A 17501-nucleotide genomic window follows, 5' to 3' on the forward strand; every position below is an offset into this window, starting at 1 on the left:
TCCATTCGCCCCGGGCGAAGCCGCGCTGCTTGCTGCGACACGGCTGTGCGCGGCACCCCCGGCTGCATTCGCGAAGAGTCTCCGACAGGCCTGGAACATCGTCCGCGGGCGGGTACGGCACGCGTGCGGCAAGTCGGGTCTGGAAGCCATCGTGGATGGGTTGTCATTATCTTGCGGTTTCGTAATCTCTTGCGAATCAAAGAGTTGTTTTCATTTTTTTGACGCACGCAAGGATCATTCGGCGCCGTGGCGTGTTAGCGTCCAAGGCAGACGGGGTCGGAAGTTGTCCGGGGGGATCAGGGCCGCGTCATGGGATTCCGGTCCGTCAGCGACCGGAATTTTTCTGTTCGCACCATCAATCTCGGGGATGAACCATGCAGATGAAGAAGACTTCGCTGTGTTTGGCGATGGGGGCAATTTGGGCACTGGCGTCCACGGTCGCTACGGCGGCCGGCGTCGACTCGACGTGGAAGACGACGGCCACACACGCGCACGTGTCGGCTGCGTCGGTGAACACCAGCAACCTGGTGGCGTTCGACATGCCGCTGCACGTGCAGGTGGCGCTGAAGATCCAGAACAAGGGCGCGCTCGACGATTTCATCGTCGCCGCACACAACCCGGCCAGCCCGCTGTTCCGCGCCAGGCTGCAGGCGGACGATGTGGCCGCGAATTTCCTGCCGAGCCAGGCGCAGGCGCAGGCCGTAGCCGATTACCTGAGCCGGGCCGGCTTCACCAACGTCAGCATCTCCGCCAACCGTTTGCTGGTTTCCGCTGACGGCACTGCCGGCAGCGCGCGGGCCGCGTTCGGCACACGCTTCGTCAAGGCCACTGACGAGCACGGTCGCGCCGCGTACGCCAACATCGACGACGCCAGGGTGCCGGCGGCGCTGGCCGATTCCGTGCTGTCGGTGAGCGGCCTGCAGACGGTGACGCACCCGCACACCATGATCGTCAAGGCTTCGACGCAGGGGCGTGTGGAGAAGGGCAAGCCGGGCGGTGGCGGCGGCGCGACCCTGGTCGGCCACAACCCGACCACCTTCCCGACCATCTACAACGTAGGTGGCACGCCGGCCGCTTCCACGATCACGGTGGGCATCATCAGCGCCGGCAACATGACCCAGTCGCTGAAGGATCTCAACCAGTTCACCAGCACCAACGGCCTGCCGGCAGCGAACACGCAGGTGGTGACGGTGACCACGCCGGGCACCGACACCAGCGGCACACCCGAGTGGGATCTGGACAGCCAGGATATCGTCGCGATGTCCGGCGGGGTCAGCAAGCTGATCTTCTACGCGGCCAACTCGCTTTCCAACAGCGATCTCACCGCGGCGTTCAACAAGGCGGTCAGTGACAACCAGGCGCAGGTCGTCAACGTGTCGCTGGGCGAATGCGAAACCAGCGCCTACCAGGATGGCTCGATGGCGGCGGACGACCAGATCCTCGCGCTGGGTGTGGCGCAGGGCCAGACGTTCTCCATTTCGACCGGCGATTCCGGCTCGAACGAATGCACCAAAGCACCCAACGGCACCACGCCCAGCTACCCGGCCAGTTCGCCGTACGTGGTGGCGGTGAGCGGTACCTCGCTGAGCACCGGCACGTCGAACAGCTGGGTGAGCGAAACGCTGTGGAGCAAGGCTGGCGGCAGCCCGAGCACGGTGGAGCCCAAGCCGAGCTGGCAGACCCAGGGCGGCGGCACCACCCGCGACGTGGCGGACGTGGCCTTCGACGCCGACCCGAACTCGGGCGCGATCATCATCGTCAACGGCAGCAATGCGCAGTACGGCGGCACCAGCCTGGCGGCACCGCTGTTTGCCGCCACCTGGGCGCGCATGCTTGCGGCGCATCCGACGCTGGGCTTCGCCGGGCCGCATCTGTACAGCGTGTCCACCGCCAGCTATCACGACGTCACCTCCGGCAGCAACGGCGGTGAGACGGCGATGGTCGGCTGGGATTACGCCAGCGGCTTCGGCAGCGGCATCGTGAGTGCGTTGAACGCGGGACTGTAAGTACCGTGATGTAACTGCGAGGGCGTCCGCCGGGAGGCGGGCGCCCTCGTTGCGTTTGAACGCTGCTGGATTCAGGGCGAACAGCTTTCGTCCCCCTTCGGAGCGCGAGTCACTTTCTCTTTGCGTGCTCACGCACACGCAGGATGCACGTGCGAACAGCGAAGCCGGCCCGAAGGGCGGATGGCAGGATGCCCGGAGTAAAGGGAGGCCAGCCCAGCCCGGGTCGTCATTCCGGCGACGGCCACCGAACCCATCACTCGTCATTCCGGCGAAGGCCGGAAGAGCTTTAAAACAGCGAAGCTGGTCATCGCACTTGCTGTTGCGCTTGATATTTTTTGCCTGCCCCTGTGCATCAGAGCAAAAGCTTTCGTCTGCCTGTGGCAGCCGAGCCACCTTTCTCTGAGTGGCCAGAGAAACGTGGCCCAAAGAGAGGCCACCCCGCTTCCGCGCCTTGCGGACATCCTGTCCGCAAGGTTCGCGAGTCGGGGCCGGGCTTTTCGACAGCACATCCCTGTGCTGGCGAAAAGGCATCGGCGTCCATGCCGATGCCCGCTACGCGGCCTGTCGACCCCGACTCGCCGCTACAGAGGGGCCCGGGTAGAGCAGCGGGCCATCCTGGCCCGCACTCGGTACGCAACCGCACTGCGGTTGCGAGAGCCAAAGGCTCTGGGTATTGGGCGGATATTTCTTATTGGCGCGTGTCGGCTATCGGCCAAAAGCGGACACTGGGCACCGTATCTGCGTTAAAGCGGCGCGGCATGCATTGCAGAATGTAGCGAAACGCAATTTAGGTAGAATCTGAAGATGTTGCTGGCTGTAACTGCACGCGGAACCGGCATATTTTGATGTCAAACGGAGAGGACAAAATGCCATCGGTTTCCGGGAAGCGTGTTGACAGGCGGAAGCGACTGCTTTTCTGGTTGCCTTTCGCGGCCTTCATGCTGGTAGCTCTGCAGTTCTTCGCCATTGCTCCAGCCAGCTCGTTTTTTGGAGGATTTTTTTATCTTCTGTTCGGCTGGTGGGTTCTTCCGACGGCTGTCAACGTTCTCCTCGCTACCTGGGTCGCACTGATTTTTCGCATCCACTGGGCGCTGCGGATTCTTCTTGGCGTGTCCGTCTCTTTCCTGCTCGGCGTCAACACCGCGCTGCCAAATCTTCTTCACTTGAATGACCTTCCGCCTCCGGGCGCAGTGGTCATTCGGCCGCTTCCAGTTACCCACTCGCTTGCTGTTGATACCCGTATGGTCGTTGTGGATTCGGATATTCCACACGACCTACTGCTGGTGCCGCCCGGCATTGATTTGGGCGGCGACGAAGGATGCGGGTGCATGTATTGGAAGGCCAGCGCAACGACGTATCCTTATCGAATTCAGGGGCTCATCGATAAACGTGGCCTTTCAGTTGTACCGCGTCAGTACCAGTTCTCCGACCAGCTGCCGGATGTGGCGCCATACAACAAGATCGTGCATTTCATCGTCCGCTTCTCACCCTCCCGGGCAGGGCGAGATGACCTTGTGGATATGGTGTTCGACGTCTATCAGGGCCATGACAAGGTAGCCACGTATCGGCAGCGTCAGCTGCCTGTCGAGGAAAGAGGGGCGATAGGCAGTCGCCAGGATCTGCTCAACGAGCACTTTGCCGCCAATGTCTGGAGCACCCTGATGCATCAGGGCTTCTGGACAACGCTCCTGCATGATCGTTTGCAACGTGATGATTACGTCGCGCCGTTCGAATCCTTTCTGCAGCAAGCATTGCCTCCTGCGACGCAGGGTGCTTCACCTGCAGGCGAGGTCACGGCGAAAATGCCTGCTGCAGTCTTGCCGATGAAGATCGACCAGCCGCCACCAGACCCTCATGCCACGGTCAGAACGCTCAAGATCACCACGGAGAAGGACTCGGCAGTGGATTGGGTCACCGTGTCCGCCATTCCAGAAGCTACGGAACCAGCGTGCTCCTCCCGGGCGCGTGTGGCAGCGGATGCCGACGGCACGACCGATACAGCGCTGAAGGAGCAGCATCTGGCTGCCGACAGGGAGAGTGATGGGAGTTTCGAGGCGCGCATCGCCACGGATGCGGATTTCAAGCGGATAAAGGGCTGTCAGTACCGCCTGCGCGTGACGGTCAAGTTCTATAGCAAGGGCGCCGGCGTAGGTGACGCCGAGGTCGATCAGGATCTTTTTCGTGGTAGCGGGGTTTTCGAAGGCACCTGTATCTCAGCGCGAGTGGGCTACCCCAACGTAAAATTTCCTATGCTTGCTACCTGCTCGCCCAAAAGGAGTAACCCGGCCGATGAGCTGAAAACTCAGCGGGTAATCAGGTCGTTCGCGGCGAATCATGTGTTCAACATGCGAGTCGAATTAGAACCATGAAGAGTCGTGTTGGATCGAATGTCTGCTTTGGGTCGAAAGCAGACGATCAAAACCAGTTCCTTCTGAGCCATCCATCCCCTACACCACGCCGCGCCCCAAGCCCGCGGCACCTGATTGCTACGCTCCCCGCGCCGCCAGACCGGCGGCTTGCGATCTACAAGGAGTGTTTGCATGTCCAACGACAATCGTATTTCGGCGGTGCTTTCGGATGAGGACGTGGCGGCGGTGCAGGGTGCACTGGCCACGATCCGCGGGGCGTTGCCGTTTCTGGCCACGCTGTCGGCGCAGGAGCGGAAGGAGTTGCCGCGGTTGGGGGCGAAGTCGGTGGGTTTCGACGAGAAGTGCGTGACCTACATGGCGAACCGGGCGCAGTTCGTGCCGGGCTTTGTCGACCTGGCCGAAGTGCAGAAGGATCGCAGCCTGCGCACGCAGTTGCTGCGGTTTGCGGCGGAGCTGCAGACGCTGGCTGCCAGCGTGGACGACACGGTGCAGCTGGTGTCCAGCGAGGTGTGGATGGCCGACCTGGCGTATTACCAGAGCGTGCGCGAGGCAGCCCATCGTGGCCGTGATGGTGCGCAGGATGTGTATGACGACCTGCGTCAGCGCTTCCCCGGCCCGCGTGGCACCCGCGCCGCGCCGGAGCCCGCCGCAGCCTGATTCATGACCCCCGGCGACGTGGTCGCCGACCGCGCTGCCGGGGCTTTGCCGGTCCATCGGGACGTGCGGAACGTCGACGCCGAGGTTCCGCACGTCCCCGTCGAGGTTTCGAACCTCCCCGCCGGGGTTCCACAGGTCCTCGCCGACCTTCCGAACCTCCCTGCCGAGGTTCCAGACCTCCTCGTCGAGACTCTGGGCATCCCCGTTGAGGTTCAGGACGTCCCCGCCGAGATTGGCCACGTCCCCGTTGCGGTTCCAAACCTCCCCGGCCACCCGGGAAACGTCCCCGTCGACCAACGAAACCTTGCCGTCGATGTTCACCACGCCCTCAAACAGGACAGCGCCCCCTGTGCACGGCGCCTGCCGTACGCAGATGCCGAGCTTCGCTCGGCTCGGCTCCGCTCCGCCTCGGCTTTGCTTCGGCTCTTCTGAAGAGTGCGAGCCAGGAAGGCCCGCTGCTCTACCCGGGGCCCCTCTGCAGCGGCGGGCGGGTGGAGGGTCAGCCCGCAGGGTGCCTGACATGGATGTCAGGCAGTTTGGCGTCAGGGCAGGATGCCCTGTCGACAAACCCCGTAACCCGCACGCGAACCTCGCAGGCAGGATGCCTGCGAGGCGCGGAAGCGGGGTGGCCTCTCTTTACTCCGGGCATCCTGCCCTCCGCCCTTCGGGCCGGCTTCGCCGTTCGCGCCGCTCCTGCGGCGCAGTGGGCCACGTTTCTCTGGCCACACAGAGAAAGGTGGCTCGGCTGCCGTAGGCAGACGAAAGCTTTTGCTCTGATGCACAGGGACAGGCAAAGCGTCAGGCGCAACAGCAAGTGCGATGACCAGCTTCGCTGTTTTAAATCTCTTCTGGCCTTCGCCCGAGCATGGGTTGGGTGGCCTTCGCCGTGGGCCACGTTCTCAGGCTACACAGGGCCCTGACTCAATATGCCGCGGTCACGGCCGCGCGGTCGCGCGCGCATCGGCTAACGCTGCGACTTGGCCGGACGCCGCGTGACTTCGAACTGGATGAAGTCTTCTTTCTGGAAGTCGGGTTGCTGCAGATAGCTGAAGACGATCTTCGTGTCGGGTGCGGCTTCGGGGCTGTCGATGACCATGGTGCCGGACCAGCGCTCGATGTCGCTTCCACTGGTGGAACCGACGATCTTCTGTTGCTGCAGGCAACTGCTGGCGTCGTTGATGTTGATTGCCATGAATTCCCGGGAGGTATTGGCAAGCAGCCAGCCACAGAAGGCGTGATCCGCCTCGTCGTCGGTGTCATGGTGGCAATCCATCTGGAAGTCGAGCGGGAACGCTCCCTTCGTGCTCAGTCTTATCGTATGCGTCGAACCAATAGGTAACGATGCGGCGTACGTGTAGAGGTGCTTGCAGATGTCCTGCTCAGCGGCAGGCGGTACGGTTGCGCACGCTGCGCAGAGCAGGCAGAGCCCCACTGCGCAGAGTATTTTCACGCAGCGGTGTCGTCGGATGTATCTGTCTGCGCCAGATCCTTCAACAGCTGAAAGATCTCCCGGTACGCCTTCGGCGGCTTGTTCGGCGTGTCCTTCTCCACCCGCGCCTGGCGCACCAGCGACCGCAGATGCTGGCGATCCACCTGCGGATGCTCGGCGATCAATTCGGACAATGCGGTTTCATCCTCGGCGATCAGTCGATCGCGCATGGACTCCAGCCGATGCATCGCCGCGGTTTCCTGGCGCTGCTTCTCGCGGTTCTCGCCGAGTTCGGCGCGCACCGCGGCGAAGTCGTCTTCGTCGAAGCGGCGCATCACCTTGGCCAGGAAGGCGAGCTGGCGCTTCTTCGCGCCGTGCGAGCTGATGCGGCGGGTCACGTCGATTTCGTGGCGCACGTCGTCGGGCAGGGGCAGCTTGGCCAGGCGGCTCGGTTGCAGATCGACCAGTTGCTGGGCCAGCGCCAGCACCGCCAGCGCATCGCGGCGCTGCTGCGTGCGGCTGGGGCCGTAGTCCGCTTCTTCTTCGAGTTCGTACTGGTTGCGGCTGCGGCTCGGGCTCACGGGTTTCAATTCCGGTTGTGATGCGTGTGTTGTGGTGCGTGCGGTGGTGGAACGAGGATCAGCTGCTGTGCGTGTCGCCGTCGCTGGCGGCCTCGGCCTGCTCCAGCGCGAAGCGGGGCAGTGGCTCGCCGTCCAGTTCGACGGTTTCGCAGAACATCGTTGCCGGACGCACCCACAGGCCGAAGTCGCCGTAGAGCGCCTGGTAGACCACCAGCGGCTCCATCGTTTCGCTGTGCTGCGCGGTGCCCAGCACGCGGTAGCGCTGACCCTTGTAGTGACGATAAATGCCGGCGGCAGGTTGCATGGACGTGCTCCGCAGCTCTTTCAATCCGCGCTCGCGCCCCCAATTCGGGAGCCGGCGGTCGCGAACCGCTTATTCTACCCGCCTAATCCCCAGGAATGCCCAACGTGAGCGAAGTTGCCCTCAGCCAGACGCCGGATCGCAGTGAACAGGACATGGAGCGACTGGCCGACCTTGCCGCTGACGTGATCCGCCGCGCGCGCGCCGCGGGCGCCAGTCAGGCCGAAGTGGCGGCCAGCATCAGCAGCGGGCTCAACGTGAATGTGCGGCTGGGCGAGGTGGAGACGGTCGAGCACACCCGCGACCGCGGCTTCGGGCTGACCGTGTATTTCGGCCAGCGCAAAGGTTCGGCCAGCACCGCCGACCTCAACCCCGATTCGATCCAGGCCACGCTCGACCAGGCCTGCGCGATCGCCCGCTACACCGAGGAAGATCCCGCCGCGGGGCTGGCCGATGCGGCGCGCATGGCCACCTCATTCCCCGACTTGGACCTGTGGCATCCGTGGAGCATCGACACCGCGCAGGCGATCGAGCTGGGCATCGCGATTGAGGATGCCGGCCGCGCCCACGCGGGCATCAGCAATTCCGACGGCGCCAGCGTGCAGGCCGGCGAGGGCTTGTCGGTGTATGCGAATTCGCACGGCTTCGTGGGGCGCGAGCGCGGCACCCGGCATTCGCTGTCGCTGGCGTTGATCGCCGGTGACGACGACGGCATGCAGCGCGATTACTGGTACGACAGCGTGCGCGCCGCCGGTGATTTCATGAGTGCGCAGGCGCTGGGCGACAAGGCGGCCGAGCGCACCCTGGCGCGGCTGGGCGCGCGCAGCCTGTCGACGCGGCAATGCCCGGTGCTGTTCGTGCCGGAGCTGGCGCGCGGACTGATCGGCCACCTGCTGAGTGCGGTCAGCGGCGGCGCGCTGTATCGGCAGGCCAGTTTCCTGCTCGACCATGTCGGCAAGCCGGTGATGCCGGCGTGGCTCGACATCAACGAGCGGCCGCATCTTGCACGCGGCCAGGGTTCCGCCAACTTCGACGCCGAGGGCGTGGCCACCGTCGACAGTGCGCTGGTGGAAAAGGGTGTGCTGGCGCGCTACATGCTGAGCAGCTATTCGGCGCGCAAGCTGGGCCTGTCGTCGACCGGCAACGCCGGCGGCATCCACAACCTGGTGGTGGACGCGGGCGCGGCCGACGGCGAGCGATCCGATTTCGACGGCATGCTGGCGCGACTGGGCACCGGCCTGCTGCTGACCGAGGTGATGGGGCAGGGCGTGTCCACCGTCACCGGTGACTATTCGCGGGGCGCCTCGGGCTTCTGGGTCGAGAACGGCGTGATCGCCTACCCGGTGGAGGGCATCACGATTGCCGCCAACCTGCGCGACATGTTCAACGGCATCGTGGCCGTGGGCAGCGACGTCGACATCCGCTCGCACCTGCTCACCGGCTCGATCCTGCTCGACCGCATGACCGTCGCCGGCGAGTAGGCATTGACTCCCTCCCCTGCGTGCAGGGGAGGGTTGGGGTGGGGTCGCTCGTGATCTCGGCTTCGTCGCCAGCCTGCGCAACCCCCTCCCAACCTCCCCCTGCATGCAGGGGGAGGAGCGAGGCCGCTTGTCTCCCTCCCCTGCATGCAGGGGAGGGCTGGGGTGGGGTCGCTCTGCCTGTCTTTCGCAGATTCCTGCGGCAAAGCAGCTCCAGCCTTGCTAGCATCGGCGCAACCGGCAAGCGGCCGGCGAACTTTTGACGTAGAAGGAGATGCGCATGAGCGTTCCACCCGAGTCCGTGATTCCGCCCCCGCCGAGCGAACCGCCGATGGCCGGCGCCCCTTCCGCCGACGAGCGCCAGTGGGCGATGTTCGCGCACCTGTCCGCGCTGATCGGCCTGATCATTCCGTTCGGCAGCATCATCGGGCCGCTGGTGATCTGGCTGATCAAGAAGGACACCATGCCGTTCGTCAACGATCAGGGCAAGGAAGCGCTGAACTTCAACATCACCGTGGCGATCGCCGCCATCGTGGGCTGGATCCTGTGCTTCATCCTGATCGGCTTCCTGGTGCTGGCCGTGGTGTTCGTGGCCTGGCTGGTGCTGGCGATCATCGGCACGATCAAGGCCAACGAAGGCACGGCGTACCGTTATCCGTTCACGTTGCGACTGGTGAATTGAGCCTGCTTCAGGCATGAAAAAAGGGCGGCGCAAGCCGCCCTTTTTTTGTGGCCGGTCATTTCCACCAGTTGATGAAGCCGGTGATGATGATGGCGTTGGTGAAGTCGATCAGGAACGCGCCCACGATCGGCGCCACCAGGAAGGCGCGCGTCGCCGGGCCGTAGCGCTCGGTCAGCGAACTCATCACCGCCATCGCGTTGGCGGTGGTGCCCAGCATGAAGCCGATGAAGCCGCTGGCCATCACCGCGGCGTCGTAGTCGCGGCCCATCAGCTTGAGCAGGGGCCAGCAGCAGAACGCCACCACGATGGCCGATTGCACGCCAAGATTGACCAGCAGCGGCATGGCCAGCCCGCTGAGCTCCCACAGGTGCAGATCCATCAAGGCCACCACCAGGAACAGCGACAGGCAGATGTTGCCGATGATGTCGATGCCGCGCATCGACAGGCCGAACCAGCCGAAGCGGTCGTCGACGTTGCGGATCACGGCGCCCACCAGCATCGCACCGATGTAGCTGGGCAGGGTCAGGCCGAGCGTGCCCAGGCCGTTGCTGATCCACGCACCGAGGCCCATCGCCAGCAGGATCCACACGAAACTCTTGAGCCCCGCATAGGCCTGCTCGTCGAAATTGCTGGCTTTGGCGGCGGGCTCGCCGGCGACCTGCAGCGAGATCGCCGGCGCGCCGTCGGTGAGCGCGTGCGATTGCGGCGAGCGCAGCTTGAGCCGCTCGATCAGCATCGTCGCCACCGGCGCGCCGATCACCGAACCCAGCACGATGCCGGCCATCGCGTTGGCCAGCGCCACGCTGGCCGCGCCGTGCACGCCGGCCTCGGTGAACAGCGGCGCGAAGGCCATGCCGGTGGCCGGTCCGCCGGTCAGCGTCGCCGAGCCGGTGATCACGCCGAACAGCGGCGGCAACCCGAACGCTTTCGACAGCACGACACCGACCAGGTTCTGCACCACGGCGAGCCCGCTGGCCAGGCCCAGGAACAGCACGATCTGGCGCCCGCCGACCTTGAGCAGGGAGGTGCTGGCGTTGAAGCCGACGCCGGTGAAGAAGGCGATCATCAGCGGCTGTTTGAGCGTGGTGTCGAAGCGTATCGGGGTGTAATTCCACTGGCGGCATAGCAGCAGCGCCAGCGCCACCAGCAGGCCGCCGATCACCGGCGCGGGAATGCTGAAGCGCGACAGCAGCGGCAGCTGCCGGCGGATCGCGTAGCCGGCGAGCAGGAACAGCCCGCCGCAGGCCACGGTCTGGATCGAGTCGAGTATCAGCATGCCGCAGGCCATTGCACGGATGGCATCGTCAACCACCCCAGAACGCGGGCGACGGCGGCCGCAGCAAGCCATCGTGCAGGCTCACGCCATCGACATAGTCGTCCTGCAGCCAGAGCGGGCCATCCAGGTCGATGAACTCCGCCTCGCGGGCGATTTCCAGTGCCGGGGTGATGCCCAGCGACGAACACACCATGCAACCCACCATGATCTTGAATCCGTCGGCACGCGCGGCGCGCAGCAGTCGCCAAGCCTCGGTGAGTCCGCCGGTCTTGTCCAGCTTGATGTTGACCGCCTGGTAGCGGCCGCGCAGTCGCGGCAGGTCGGCGGTGACGTGGCAGGCTTCGTCGGCGCAGATCGGGATGCGGCTGTGGAAACCGAGCAGGGGCTCGTCGGCGTCGGCGGGCAGCGGCTGTTCCAGCAGTTCCACGCCGGCGCGTTCCAGCAGCGGTTGCAGGTCGCGCAGGATGTCGATGGTCCAGCTCTCGTTGGGATCGACGATGAGGTGCGCGTGGGGTGCGGCCCGCCGCACGGCCTCGATCCGCGCAGCCGGGTCGTCGGCGTCCACCTTGATCTTGATCAGCCCGGCATGGTCGATGCGCGCGGCCGCCTCGCCCATGCGCGCGGGCGTGTCGATGCTGAGGGTGATCGCGCTGCGCAGGGTGGCGCGTGGCGGTCGTCCCAGCTGCACCCACACCGGCACCGAGCTCAGTTGCGAATCGAGGTCCCACATCGCCGCGTCCAGCGCGTTGCGCGCCGCGCCGGGCGGCAACCGCAGTTGCAGTTCGTCGCGGCCCATGCCGGCGGCCAGCGCGGCCCGCAGCGATTCGATCTCGTCGAGCACCGAGGCCATCGATTCGCCGTAGCGCGCATACGGCACCGATTCGCCGCGTCCGGTCCGTCCCGCCTGATGCAGCTCCACCGTGACCACGTCGGCGGCGTATTTCACGCCGCGCGCGATGCGGAAGGGCGCCACCAGCGGGAAGCTGCGCTCGCTGATGGTCAGTTCGCGAAGCATGCGAGCAGTTGGTCCACGATCGCTTCGACACCCATGGTCACCGGGTCCTGGCAAGGCAGCTGGAGCAGGTCACTGATGCGCTTGCAGGCGTCGGCGGCTTCGCCCGCCGCCATGCCGGACGTATTCAGTGCGACGCCCACCGGCTTCACCGCCGGATTGGTGAGGCGCGCGGCGACCAGGTTCGCCTCCAGGCACGGCTTCAGCTCGGGCAGCGGGTAGTCGGGCAGGCCGCGCATGTGGCGGCGGGTGGGTTCGTGGCACAGCACCAGGGCGTCGGGCTGCGAGCCGTGCAGCAGGCCCAGCGACACGCCCGCGTAGGAGGGATGGAACAGCGAGCCCTGGCCTTCGATGAGGTCCCAGCCGCCATCGTGGCGCGCCGGCGAGATCCACTCCGCGCCACCGGAGATGAAGTCCGCGACCACCGCATCGATCGGCACGCCGGCGCCGGCGACGAAGATCCCGGTCTGGCCGGTGGCGCGGAAGTCCGCCGCCAGGCCGCGCTGGCGCATCGCGCGCTCCAGCGCCAGCGTGGTGTACATCTTGCCCACCGAGCAGTCCGTGCCCACGGTGAGCAGGCGTCGGCCCGCCCGCGGCCGGCCGTTGCCGACCGGGATGCCCGGCGCGGGATCGCGGGCGTCGAACAGCACTCGCCCGTTGCGCTGCGCCGCGGCCACGATGTCGGGGTTCTCGCGCAGCTTGTGGTGCAGGCCGGCGACCACGTTGAGGCCGGTGTCGAGCGCCTCGATGGCGGCGGCCACGATCTCCGGCGCCATCGTGCCGCCCGCGTTCGCGGTGCCGATCAGCATGGTGTTCGCGCCGAGGTCCTTCGCCTCGGCCATGCTCATGTCGGGCAGGCCCAGCGTGGGCTTGCAGTCGGGATGGCGCAGCTGGCCCACGCACCATTCCGGGCGCCAGTAGGCCACGCCTCTGGCCGTCTTGATGGCCAGATCATCGGCCGCGTTGCCCAGGTACAGCAGGTACGGCGGACGCCATTGGGCGGAAGGCTTCGCATCGCCTTGGGTGGACATGAAAGAGGACTCCAGGTGGCGGCGGCGCCGTCGATCAGGGGGAAGTGGAAGATGCGGAAGATCGGGCACGTGAACCCTGGCTGGGCAACCGCCAGCAGCTCGCGGCGTTGCAACCGGCCTTGCGGCCGGCTGCCTCAATGGGCGGTTTCGACCTTGCCCAGGCCGTTGGGATTGCGCGGGTCGCTGGCGGCGGTCTTGGTGTTGCTGGTCTTGTCCCACACCACCACGTTCATGTTGCCCCAGGTTTCGGTGTCGTTGATCTCGTAGCCCATCGCCTTCAGCTTGGCCAGCACGTCGGCGGGGATGTCGCTGCCCTTTTCGATGTCGATGCGGTCGGGCAGGAACTGGTGGTGGATGCGTTTCTGCGCGGTGATCTGGCCCGCGTCCTTGCCGTCGACGAAGGCGAGGATCGCCTCGAACACCTGGGTGATGATGGTGGAGCCGCCGGGCGAGCCGATCACCGCGAGGCGATCCTTGCCGACCACGATGCTGGGCGACATCGACGACAGCATGCGCTTGCCACCGACCGGTGCATTGGCGCTGCCGCCGATCAGGCCGAACGCGTTGGGCTGGCCCGAGACCAGGGCGAAGTCGTCCATCTCGTTGTTGAGCAGGATGCCGGTCTTGCCCGCCACGAAGCTGGAGCCGAGGGTGGTATTCACCGTGGCGGTCATCGAGACCATGTTGCCGTCCTTGTCGATGATCGAGTAGTGCGTGGTGTGCATGCCGGGGCTCTTCGCCTGCACCGACGGCAGCCAGGCGGACTTGGTCGCCTGTTCGGGCAGGATGCTCTGGCGCAGGCCGTCGGCGTAGTAAGGCGACAGCAACATGTCCAGCGGCATCTTCACGAAGTCCGGATCGCCCAGATATTCGTTGTGGTCGCGGAACGCGCGGCGCATCGCCTCGACCAGGTAATGGATGCGGTGGGCTTCATCCATGCTCTTCAGGTCGAGCGGGGCGAGGATGTTGAGCATCTCGGCGATCGCCACGCCGCCGGAGGAGGGCGGCGGCGCGGTGACCACCTTGTAGCCGGCGTACTGCAGCTCGATCGGCTGGCGTTCCTTCGCGCGATAGTTCGCCAGATCGGTGAGCGTCCAGGTGCCGCCGGCGGCGCGCACCGACTTCACCAGTTCCTTCGCCACCGCGCCCTTGTAGAAACCGTCCGCGCCGTTGGCGGCCAGCGCCTTCAGCGTGCGTGCCTGGTTTGGATCGCGGAACAGATCCGCTTCGCCGGGCGCCTTGCCGCCCGGCATGAACTTGCCCGACGAGGCCGGGTAGCGGCGCAGCACCTCGGCCTTGTGGCCGATCGAACGGACCAGCGCGCCGCTGGGATGGAAGCCCTGCTCGGCGATCCGGATGGCCGGACTCAGCGACACCGACAGCGGCAGCTTGCCGTACTTGCCCGACATGTAGGCAACGCCGGCGGGGAAACCGGGGATGCCGGCGGCCAGGGGGCCATTCAGCGAGGTGTCGCGGTTCGGCGTGCCATCCGCCTTCAGATAATCCTTCTCGCTGACCGCCTGCGGCGCCATCTCGCGCGCGTCGATGAAGGTGTCCTTGCCGGTGGCCGCGTCGTGGATCACGGCGAGGAAGCCGCCGCCCATGCCGGACGCTTCGGGCTGCACCACCGACAGCGTGGTGCCCACCGCGATCGCCGCGTCCACCGCGTTGCCGCCGCGCGCCAGCACTTCGAAGCCGGCCTCGGTGGCCAGTGCATTGGCGCTGGCGATGGCGGCGGTCTTCGACGCCGTGGTCGTCGATGTCGCGGCTTCCTGCGCGTGAGCCAGGGCGCCCAGCGCCGGCAGCAGCGCCAGCGCCAGCAGGGTGTGGCGCCAGCGCGCCCGACTGCGCGCCGTGGTGCGGCCGGCGATGCCCGCATCGCTGCGCAGCGTGTGTTGTTCGGTCATTCGTTCACTCTCCACGATGGGGTTCGAGCATAGTCACAGGCGGTTGCACGCCACCAATGAAAAGACGCTTGCCTTGCATAACTGACGGTTGTGGCATGCCGGCGACGGCGGCTTGCATGGAGCGTCGGCGAAGGTCCCGGCGTGCACCGGAACCTTCGCCGCACGGTCTGCCTACCAGTGGTACTGCACCTTGCCGTACACGTACGCACCCTGGAAACCGAATGGCGAGCTGGACGAATACGGGAAGGCGCCGTTCTGGTCGTCGTCCTGCGGTGCCTTCTTCGGATAGGTGTCGAGCACGTTGTCGCCGCCCACGGTGAACGTCCAGCGGTCATGGTTGTAGCTGACCGCCAGGTCGAGCAGCCACTTGTGCGGATAGACGGTGTCGTCGAGGTAGCTGGTCGAGCCGTACGAGGTGATCCGGCCGTAGCGGGTCAGCGTGCCGTTGAAGGCCCAGTTGCCGAGGCTGTAGGTCTCGTTGAGGATCAGCTTGCTGCGTGGCGCGGTGTCGGCCAGCAGGCCCTTGATCGCGCTGCGGTTGAGGCGCTTGAAGATCACGCCCAGCGAGTCGAGCACGGGCGGGTTCGGCTTGACGTCGGTGACCTTGTTCTTGTGGTAGCCGTAGCTGAGCGTCGACATCAGGTTGCCGTTGTCGCCGAAGTCGCTGCGGTAGCTGGTCACCACGTCGGCGCCCTGGGTACGCACGGTGCCCGCGTTGGTGAAGTAGGACAGGCCGCTGTACTGCAGATTGGTGATGCCGTTGGCAGCCAGGTAGTTGATGACCGCCGGCGTCGATAGCGAGATCGAACTCGACAGGGCGATGCGGTTGGTGACCGTGATCTGGTAGGCATCGAACGACATGTTCAGTGCGTTGGTGGGATTCCACACCACGCCCGCGGTGAAGTTGCGCGACTTCTCCGCCTTCAGCGGCTCGCTGCCCAGCAGCTTTGCCAGCGGGTTGTCCACCGGCACCAGGCCGCGCAGGTAGATGCCCGCCGGCAGGCCCAGCGAGTTGCCGGCGCCGTAGGCGGCCGAGGTGGTTTCCGAATAGTGCTGCTGGCCCAGTCCCGGTGCGCGGAAGCCGGTGGACGCACTGCCACGCAAGGCGAACGAGTCGGTGAAGTCGAAGCGGCCGGACAACGCCGCCGAGGTGGTGGTGCCGAAGTCCGAATAGTCCTCGTGGCGCAGGGCGGCGGAGAAACCGAAGCGGTCGGTGAGGTTGCCCTCCAGCTGCAGGTACTCGGCAACGTCGTGGCGATCCACCGAGATCGCGTCCTGCGGACCCCAGCCGGCAAAGCCCTGGGCGCCGCCGCGCACGCCCGACGTGCCCACGTAGTACGAGCCGAAGTCGCCGGCCTCCACGTCATAGCTCTGCCGCAGGTATTGCGTGCCGAAGGACAGGGTCAGCGGATTGGGCAGCCAGCCGAACGCGACCTCTTTGGAGATATCGATGTCGAAGGTCTGCTGCTTGGCGGTCAGGATGCCGTCGTGGAAGCTGGTCGGACTGCTGCCGAAATCATTGAGCATCGCGTAGTTGGTGGAGTTGCGCGTGCTGTAGGAGACGCGGTTGCCGCCGTAGTTGCCGCTGACGTCCCAACGCCAGCCGTTCCAGGTGCCGCGCAATCCGGCCACCAGCGAGGTGTCGGCCGAGTCGCCGTGCTCGCGCGGCAGGAAGCCGTCGGGGTAGACCAGGCCGATCAGCGGATTGTTCGGATAAGCCGTGTTGCTGCCGTAACGGTAGAAGCCGCGCGGCTCGCCCACCCGGCGGCCGTAGTGGCCGAACGCGTAGAACTGCACGCCGGGCGTGATGTCGTACTGCGTGTTGAGGAACAGGTTCTTGTTCTTGAACGACACGGTGCCGTAGTGGAACTTCACGCCGAGCTGGGCCAGGCCCGGACGACGGTCGACGCCGGCGCGGTTGCTGGGGCTCTGGTTGCTGTTTTCGGCGGTGATGCGCAGCCAGCCGCTGTCGCCGCCCAGCGGAATGCCGAAGTTCGCCGCACCCTGCCACTGGCGACCGTCGCCAGCGGAGAACTGGCCGCCGCTGAGCTGCACGTCGCCGCCCTTGGCGCCCTTCTTCAGGATGATGTTGACCACGCCGGAAAGCGCGTCGGAACCGTACTGGGCGGAGGCGCCGTCACGCAGCACTTCGATGTGATCGATGGCCGACAGCGGGATCGTGTTGAGGTCGATGCCCTGCGAGCCCTGGCCGATCTGGCCCAGACTCAGCACCAGCGCGCCGGGATGCCAGCGCTTGCCGTCCACCAGCACCAGCACCTGGTCCGGCGACAGGCCGCGCAGCTCGAACGGACGCTGGAACGCGAACGTGTCGGACGCGGGCGCGAACGGGAAATTCAGCGAGGGGATGGCGCGCTCGAGTGCCTGGGTCAGGTCGATCGTGCCGGTCTGTTTCAGCACGTCGGCGGAGATCACGTCGATCGGCGTCAGTGACGAGCTTTCCGTGCGGTTGCCGGCTCGCGTGCCGGTGACCACCACCGGCCCCAGGTTCTTCGCCTTGGCCGGCGTGGCGGCGGGTGCCCCGGTTTGCGGATTGGCCTCCTGTGCCGTGGCGGTGTTGGCGAGTACCAGCAGGATCGCGGCAGACAGCAAGGTCGGAACGAACCGACCGGAACGCTTGTTCATGAACATTCTCCCCGGATGTTTTGCAACAGGATGCTGTCGGCCGAGGCGGTGACACCGCCCGGTCGGCTGGCGACGACTTCGAAGCGAATCGTTGACGTACTGCATCGGGAATCGAGGCGGCCCCTTCCG

14 protein-coding genes are annotated in these 17501 nt (G+C 65.8%); 6 read left to right on the forward strand and 8 right to left on the reverse strand.

What is annotated here, in order from left to right; genetic code table 11:
• Positions 1-380 precede the first annotated feature (380 nt).
• The 4 genes from ASD55_RS05485 (at position 381) to ASD55_RS05500 (ending at position 5464) form a co-directional block, all read left to right on the forward strand.
• A complete protein-coding gene (locus ASD55_RS05485; protein ID WP_162248779.1) occupies positions 381-2006 on the forward strand; it encodes a S53 family peptidase in 1626 nt (541 codons plus the stop codon).
• 866 nt (positions 2007-2872) lie between these two features.
• Positions 2873-4375, forward strand: coding sequence for a hypothetical protein (locus ASD55_RS05490; protein ID WP_056764214.1), 1503 nt, complete (start codon positions 2873-2875; stop codon positions 4373-4375).
• Positions 4376-4546: 171 nt separating this feature from the next.
• A complete protein-coding gene (locus tag ASD55_RS05495) occupies positions 4547-5032 on the forward strand; it encodes a hypothetical protein (RefSeq protein ID WP_056764216.1) in 486 nt (161 codons plus the stop codon).
• Between the two features lie 3 nt (positions 5033-5035).
• Positions 5036-5464, forward strand: a complete 429-nt coding sequence (locus ASD55_RS05500; protein ID WP_200946057.1) for a hypothetical protein — start codon at positions 5036-5038, stop codon at positions 5462-5464.
• A gap of 532 nt (positions 5465-5996) precedes the next feature.
• On the opposite strand, the gene ASD55_RS18305 is transcribed toward ASD55_RS05500, so the two are convergent.
• From ASD55_RS18305 to ASD55_RS05515, 3 genes are read right to left on the reverse strand one after another with little or no spacing between them, the layout of a single operon-like run.
• Positions 5997-6482 (reverse strand): hypothetical protein, encoded by a 486-nt coding sequence (locus tag ASD55_RS18305; protein WP_157598802.1) that lies wholly within the window; start codon positions 6480-6482, stop codon positions 5997-5999.
• Positions 6479-7042: a ribosome biogenesis factor YjgA gene (gene yjgA / locus ASD55_RS05510; protein ID WP_056764222.1), complete on the reverse strand. Its 564-nt coding sequence runs from the start codon at positions 7040-7042 to the stop codon at positions 6479-6481. Before yjgA ends, ASD55_RS18305 begins: the two co-directional genes overlap by 4 nt.
• A gap of 58 nt (positions 7043-7100) precedes the next feature.
• Positions 7101-7346: a DUF1653 domain-containing protein gene (locus tag ASD55_RS05515; RefSeq protein ID WP_056764223.1), complete on the reverse strand. Its 246-nt coding sequence runs from the start codon at positions 7344-7346 to the stop codon at positions 7101-7103.
• 104 nt (positions 7347-7450) lie between these two features.
• Here ASD55_RS05515 and pmbA point away from each other — a divergent pair, with 104 nt between their 5' ends.
• Both pmbA and ASD55_RS05525 read left to right on the forward strand, forming a co-directional pair.
• The gene (gene pmbA, locus ASD55_RS05520; RefSeq protein ID WP_056714017.1) at positions 7451-8824 is read left to right on the forward strand and encodes a metalloprotease PmbA; all 1374 of its coding nucleotides are present in this window, start codon (positions 7451-7453) and stop codon (positions 8822-8824) included.
• Between the two features lie 277 nt (positions 8825-9101).
• Positions 9102-9503 carry a DUF4870 domain-containing protein gene (locus tag ASD55_RS05525; RefSeq protein ID WP_056713999.1) on the forward strand — a complete coding sequence of 134 codons (402 nt, stop codon included), beginning with the start codon at positions 9102-9104 and terminating at the stop codon, positions 9501-9503.
• A 55-nt stretch (positions 9504-9558) separates the two neighbouring features.
• On the opposite strand, the gene gltS is transcribed toward ASD55_RS05525, so the two are convergent.
• From gltS to ASD55_RS05550, 5 genes are all read right to left on the reverse strand, one after another.
• The gene (gene gltS / locus ASD55_RS05530; RefSeq protein WP_056764506.1) at positions 9559-10779 is read right to left on the reverse strand and encodes a sodium/glutamate symporter; all 1221 of its coding nucleotides are present in this window, start codon (positions 10777-10779) and stop codon (positions 9559-9561) included.
• 28 nt (positions 10780-10807) lie between these two features.
• The gene (dgcA, locus tag ASD55_RS05535; protein ID WP_056764225.1) at positions 10808-11794 is read right to left on the reverse strand and encodes an N-acetyl-D-Glu racemase DgcA; all 987 of its coding nucleotides are present in this window, start codon (positions 11792-11794) and stop codon (positions 10808-10810) included.
• Positions 11779-12822, reverse strand: a complete 1044-nt coding sequence (gene dgcN, locus ASD55_RS05540) for an N-acetyltransferase DgcN (RefSeq protein WP_056764227.1) — start codon at positions 12820-12822, stop codon at positions 11779-11781. The genes dgcA and dgcN overlap by 16 nt, the downstream gene beginning before the upstream one ends.
• A 134-nt stretch (positions 12823-12956) precedes the next feature.
• The gene (gene ggt, locus ASD55_RS05545) at positions 12957-14729 is read right to left on the reverse strand and encodes a gamma-glutamyltransferase (protein ID WP_056764228.1); all 1773 of its coding nucleotides are present in this window, start codon (positions 14727-14729) and stop codon (positions 12957-12959) included.
• A gap of 171 nt (positions 14730-14900) precedes the next feature.
• The gene (locus tag ASD55_RS05550; RefSeq protein WP_056764507.1) at positions 14901-17372 is read right to left on the reverse strand and encodes a TonB-dependent receptor; all 2472 of its coding nucleotides are present in this window, start codon (positions 17370-17372) and stop codon (positions 14901-14903) included.
• Positions 17373-17501: the final 129 nt, after the last annotated feature.

The organism is Rhodanobacter sp. Root561, assembly GCF_001427365.1.
Lineage (GTDB): Bacteria > Pseudomonadota > Gammaproteobacteria > Xanthomonadales > Rhodanobacteraceae > Rhodanobacter.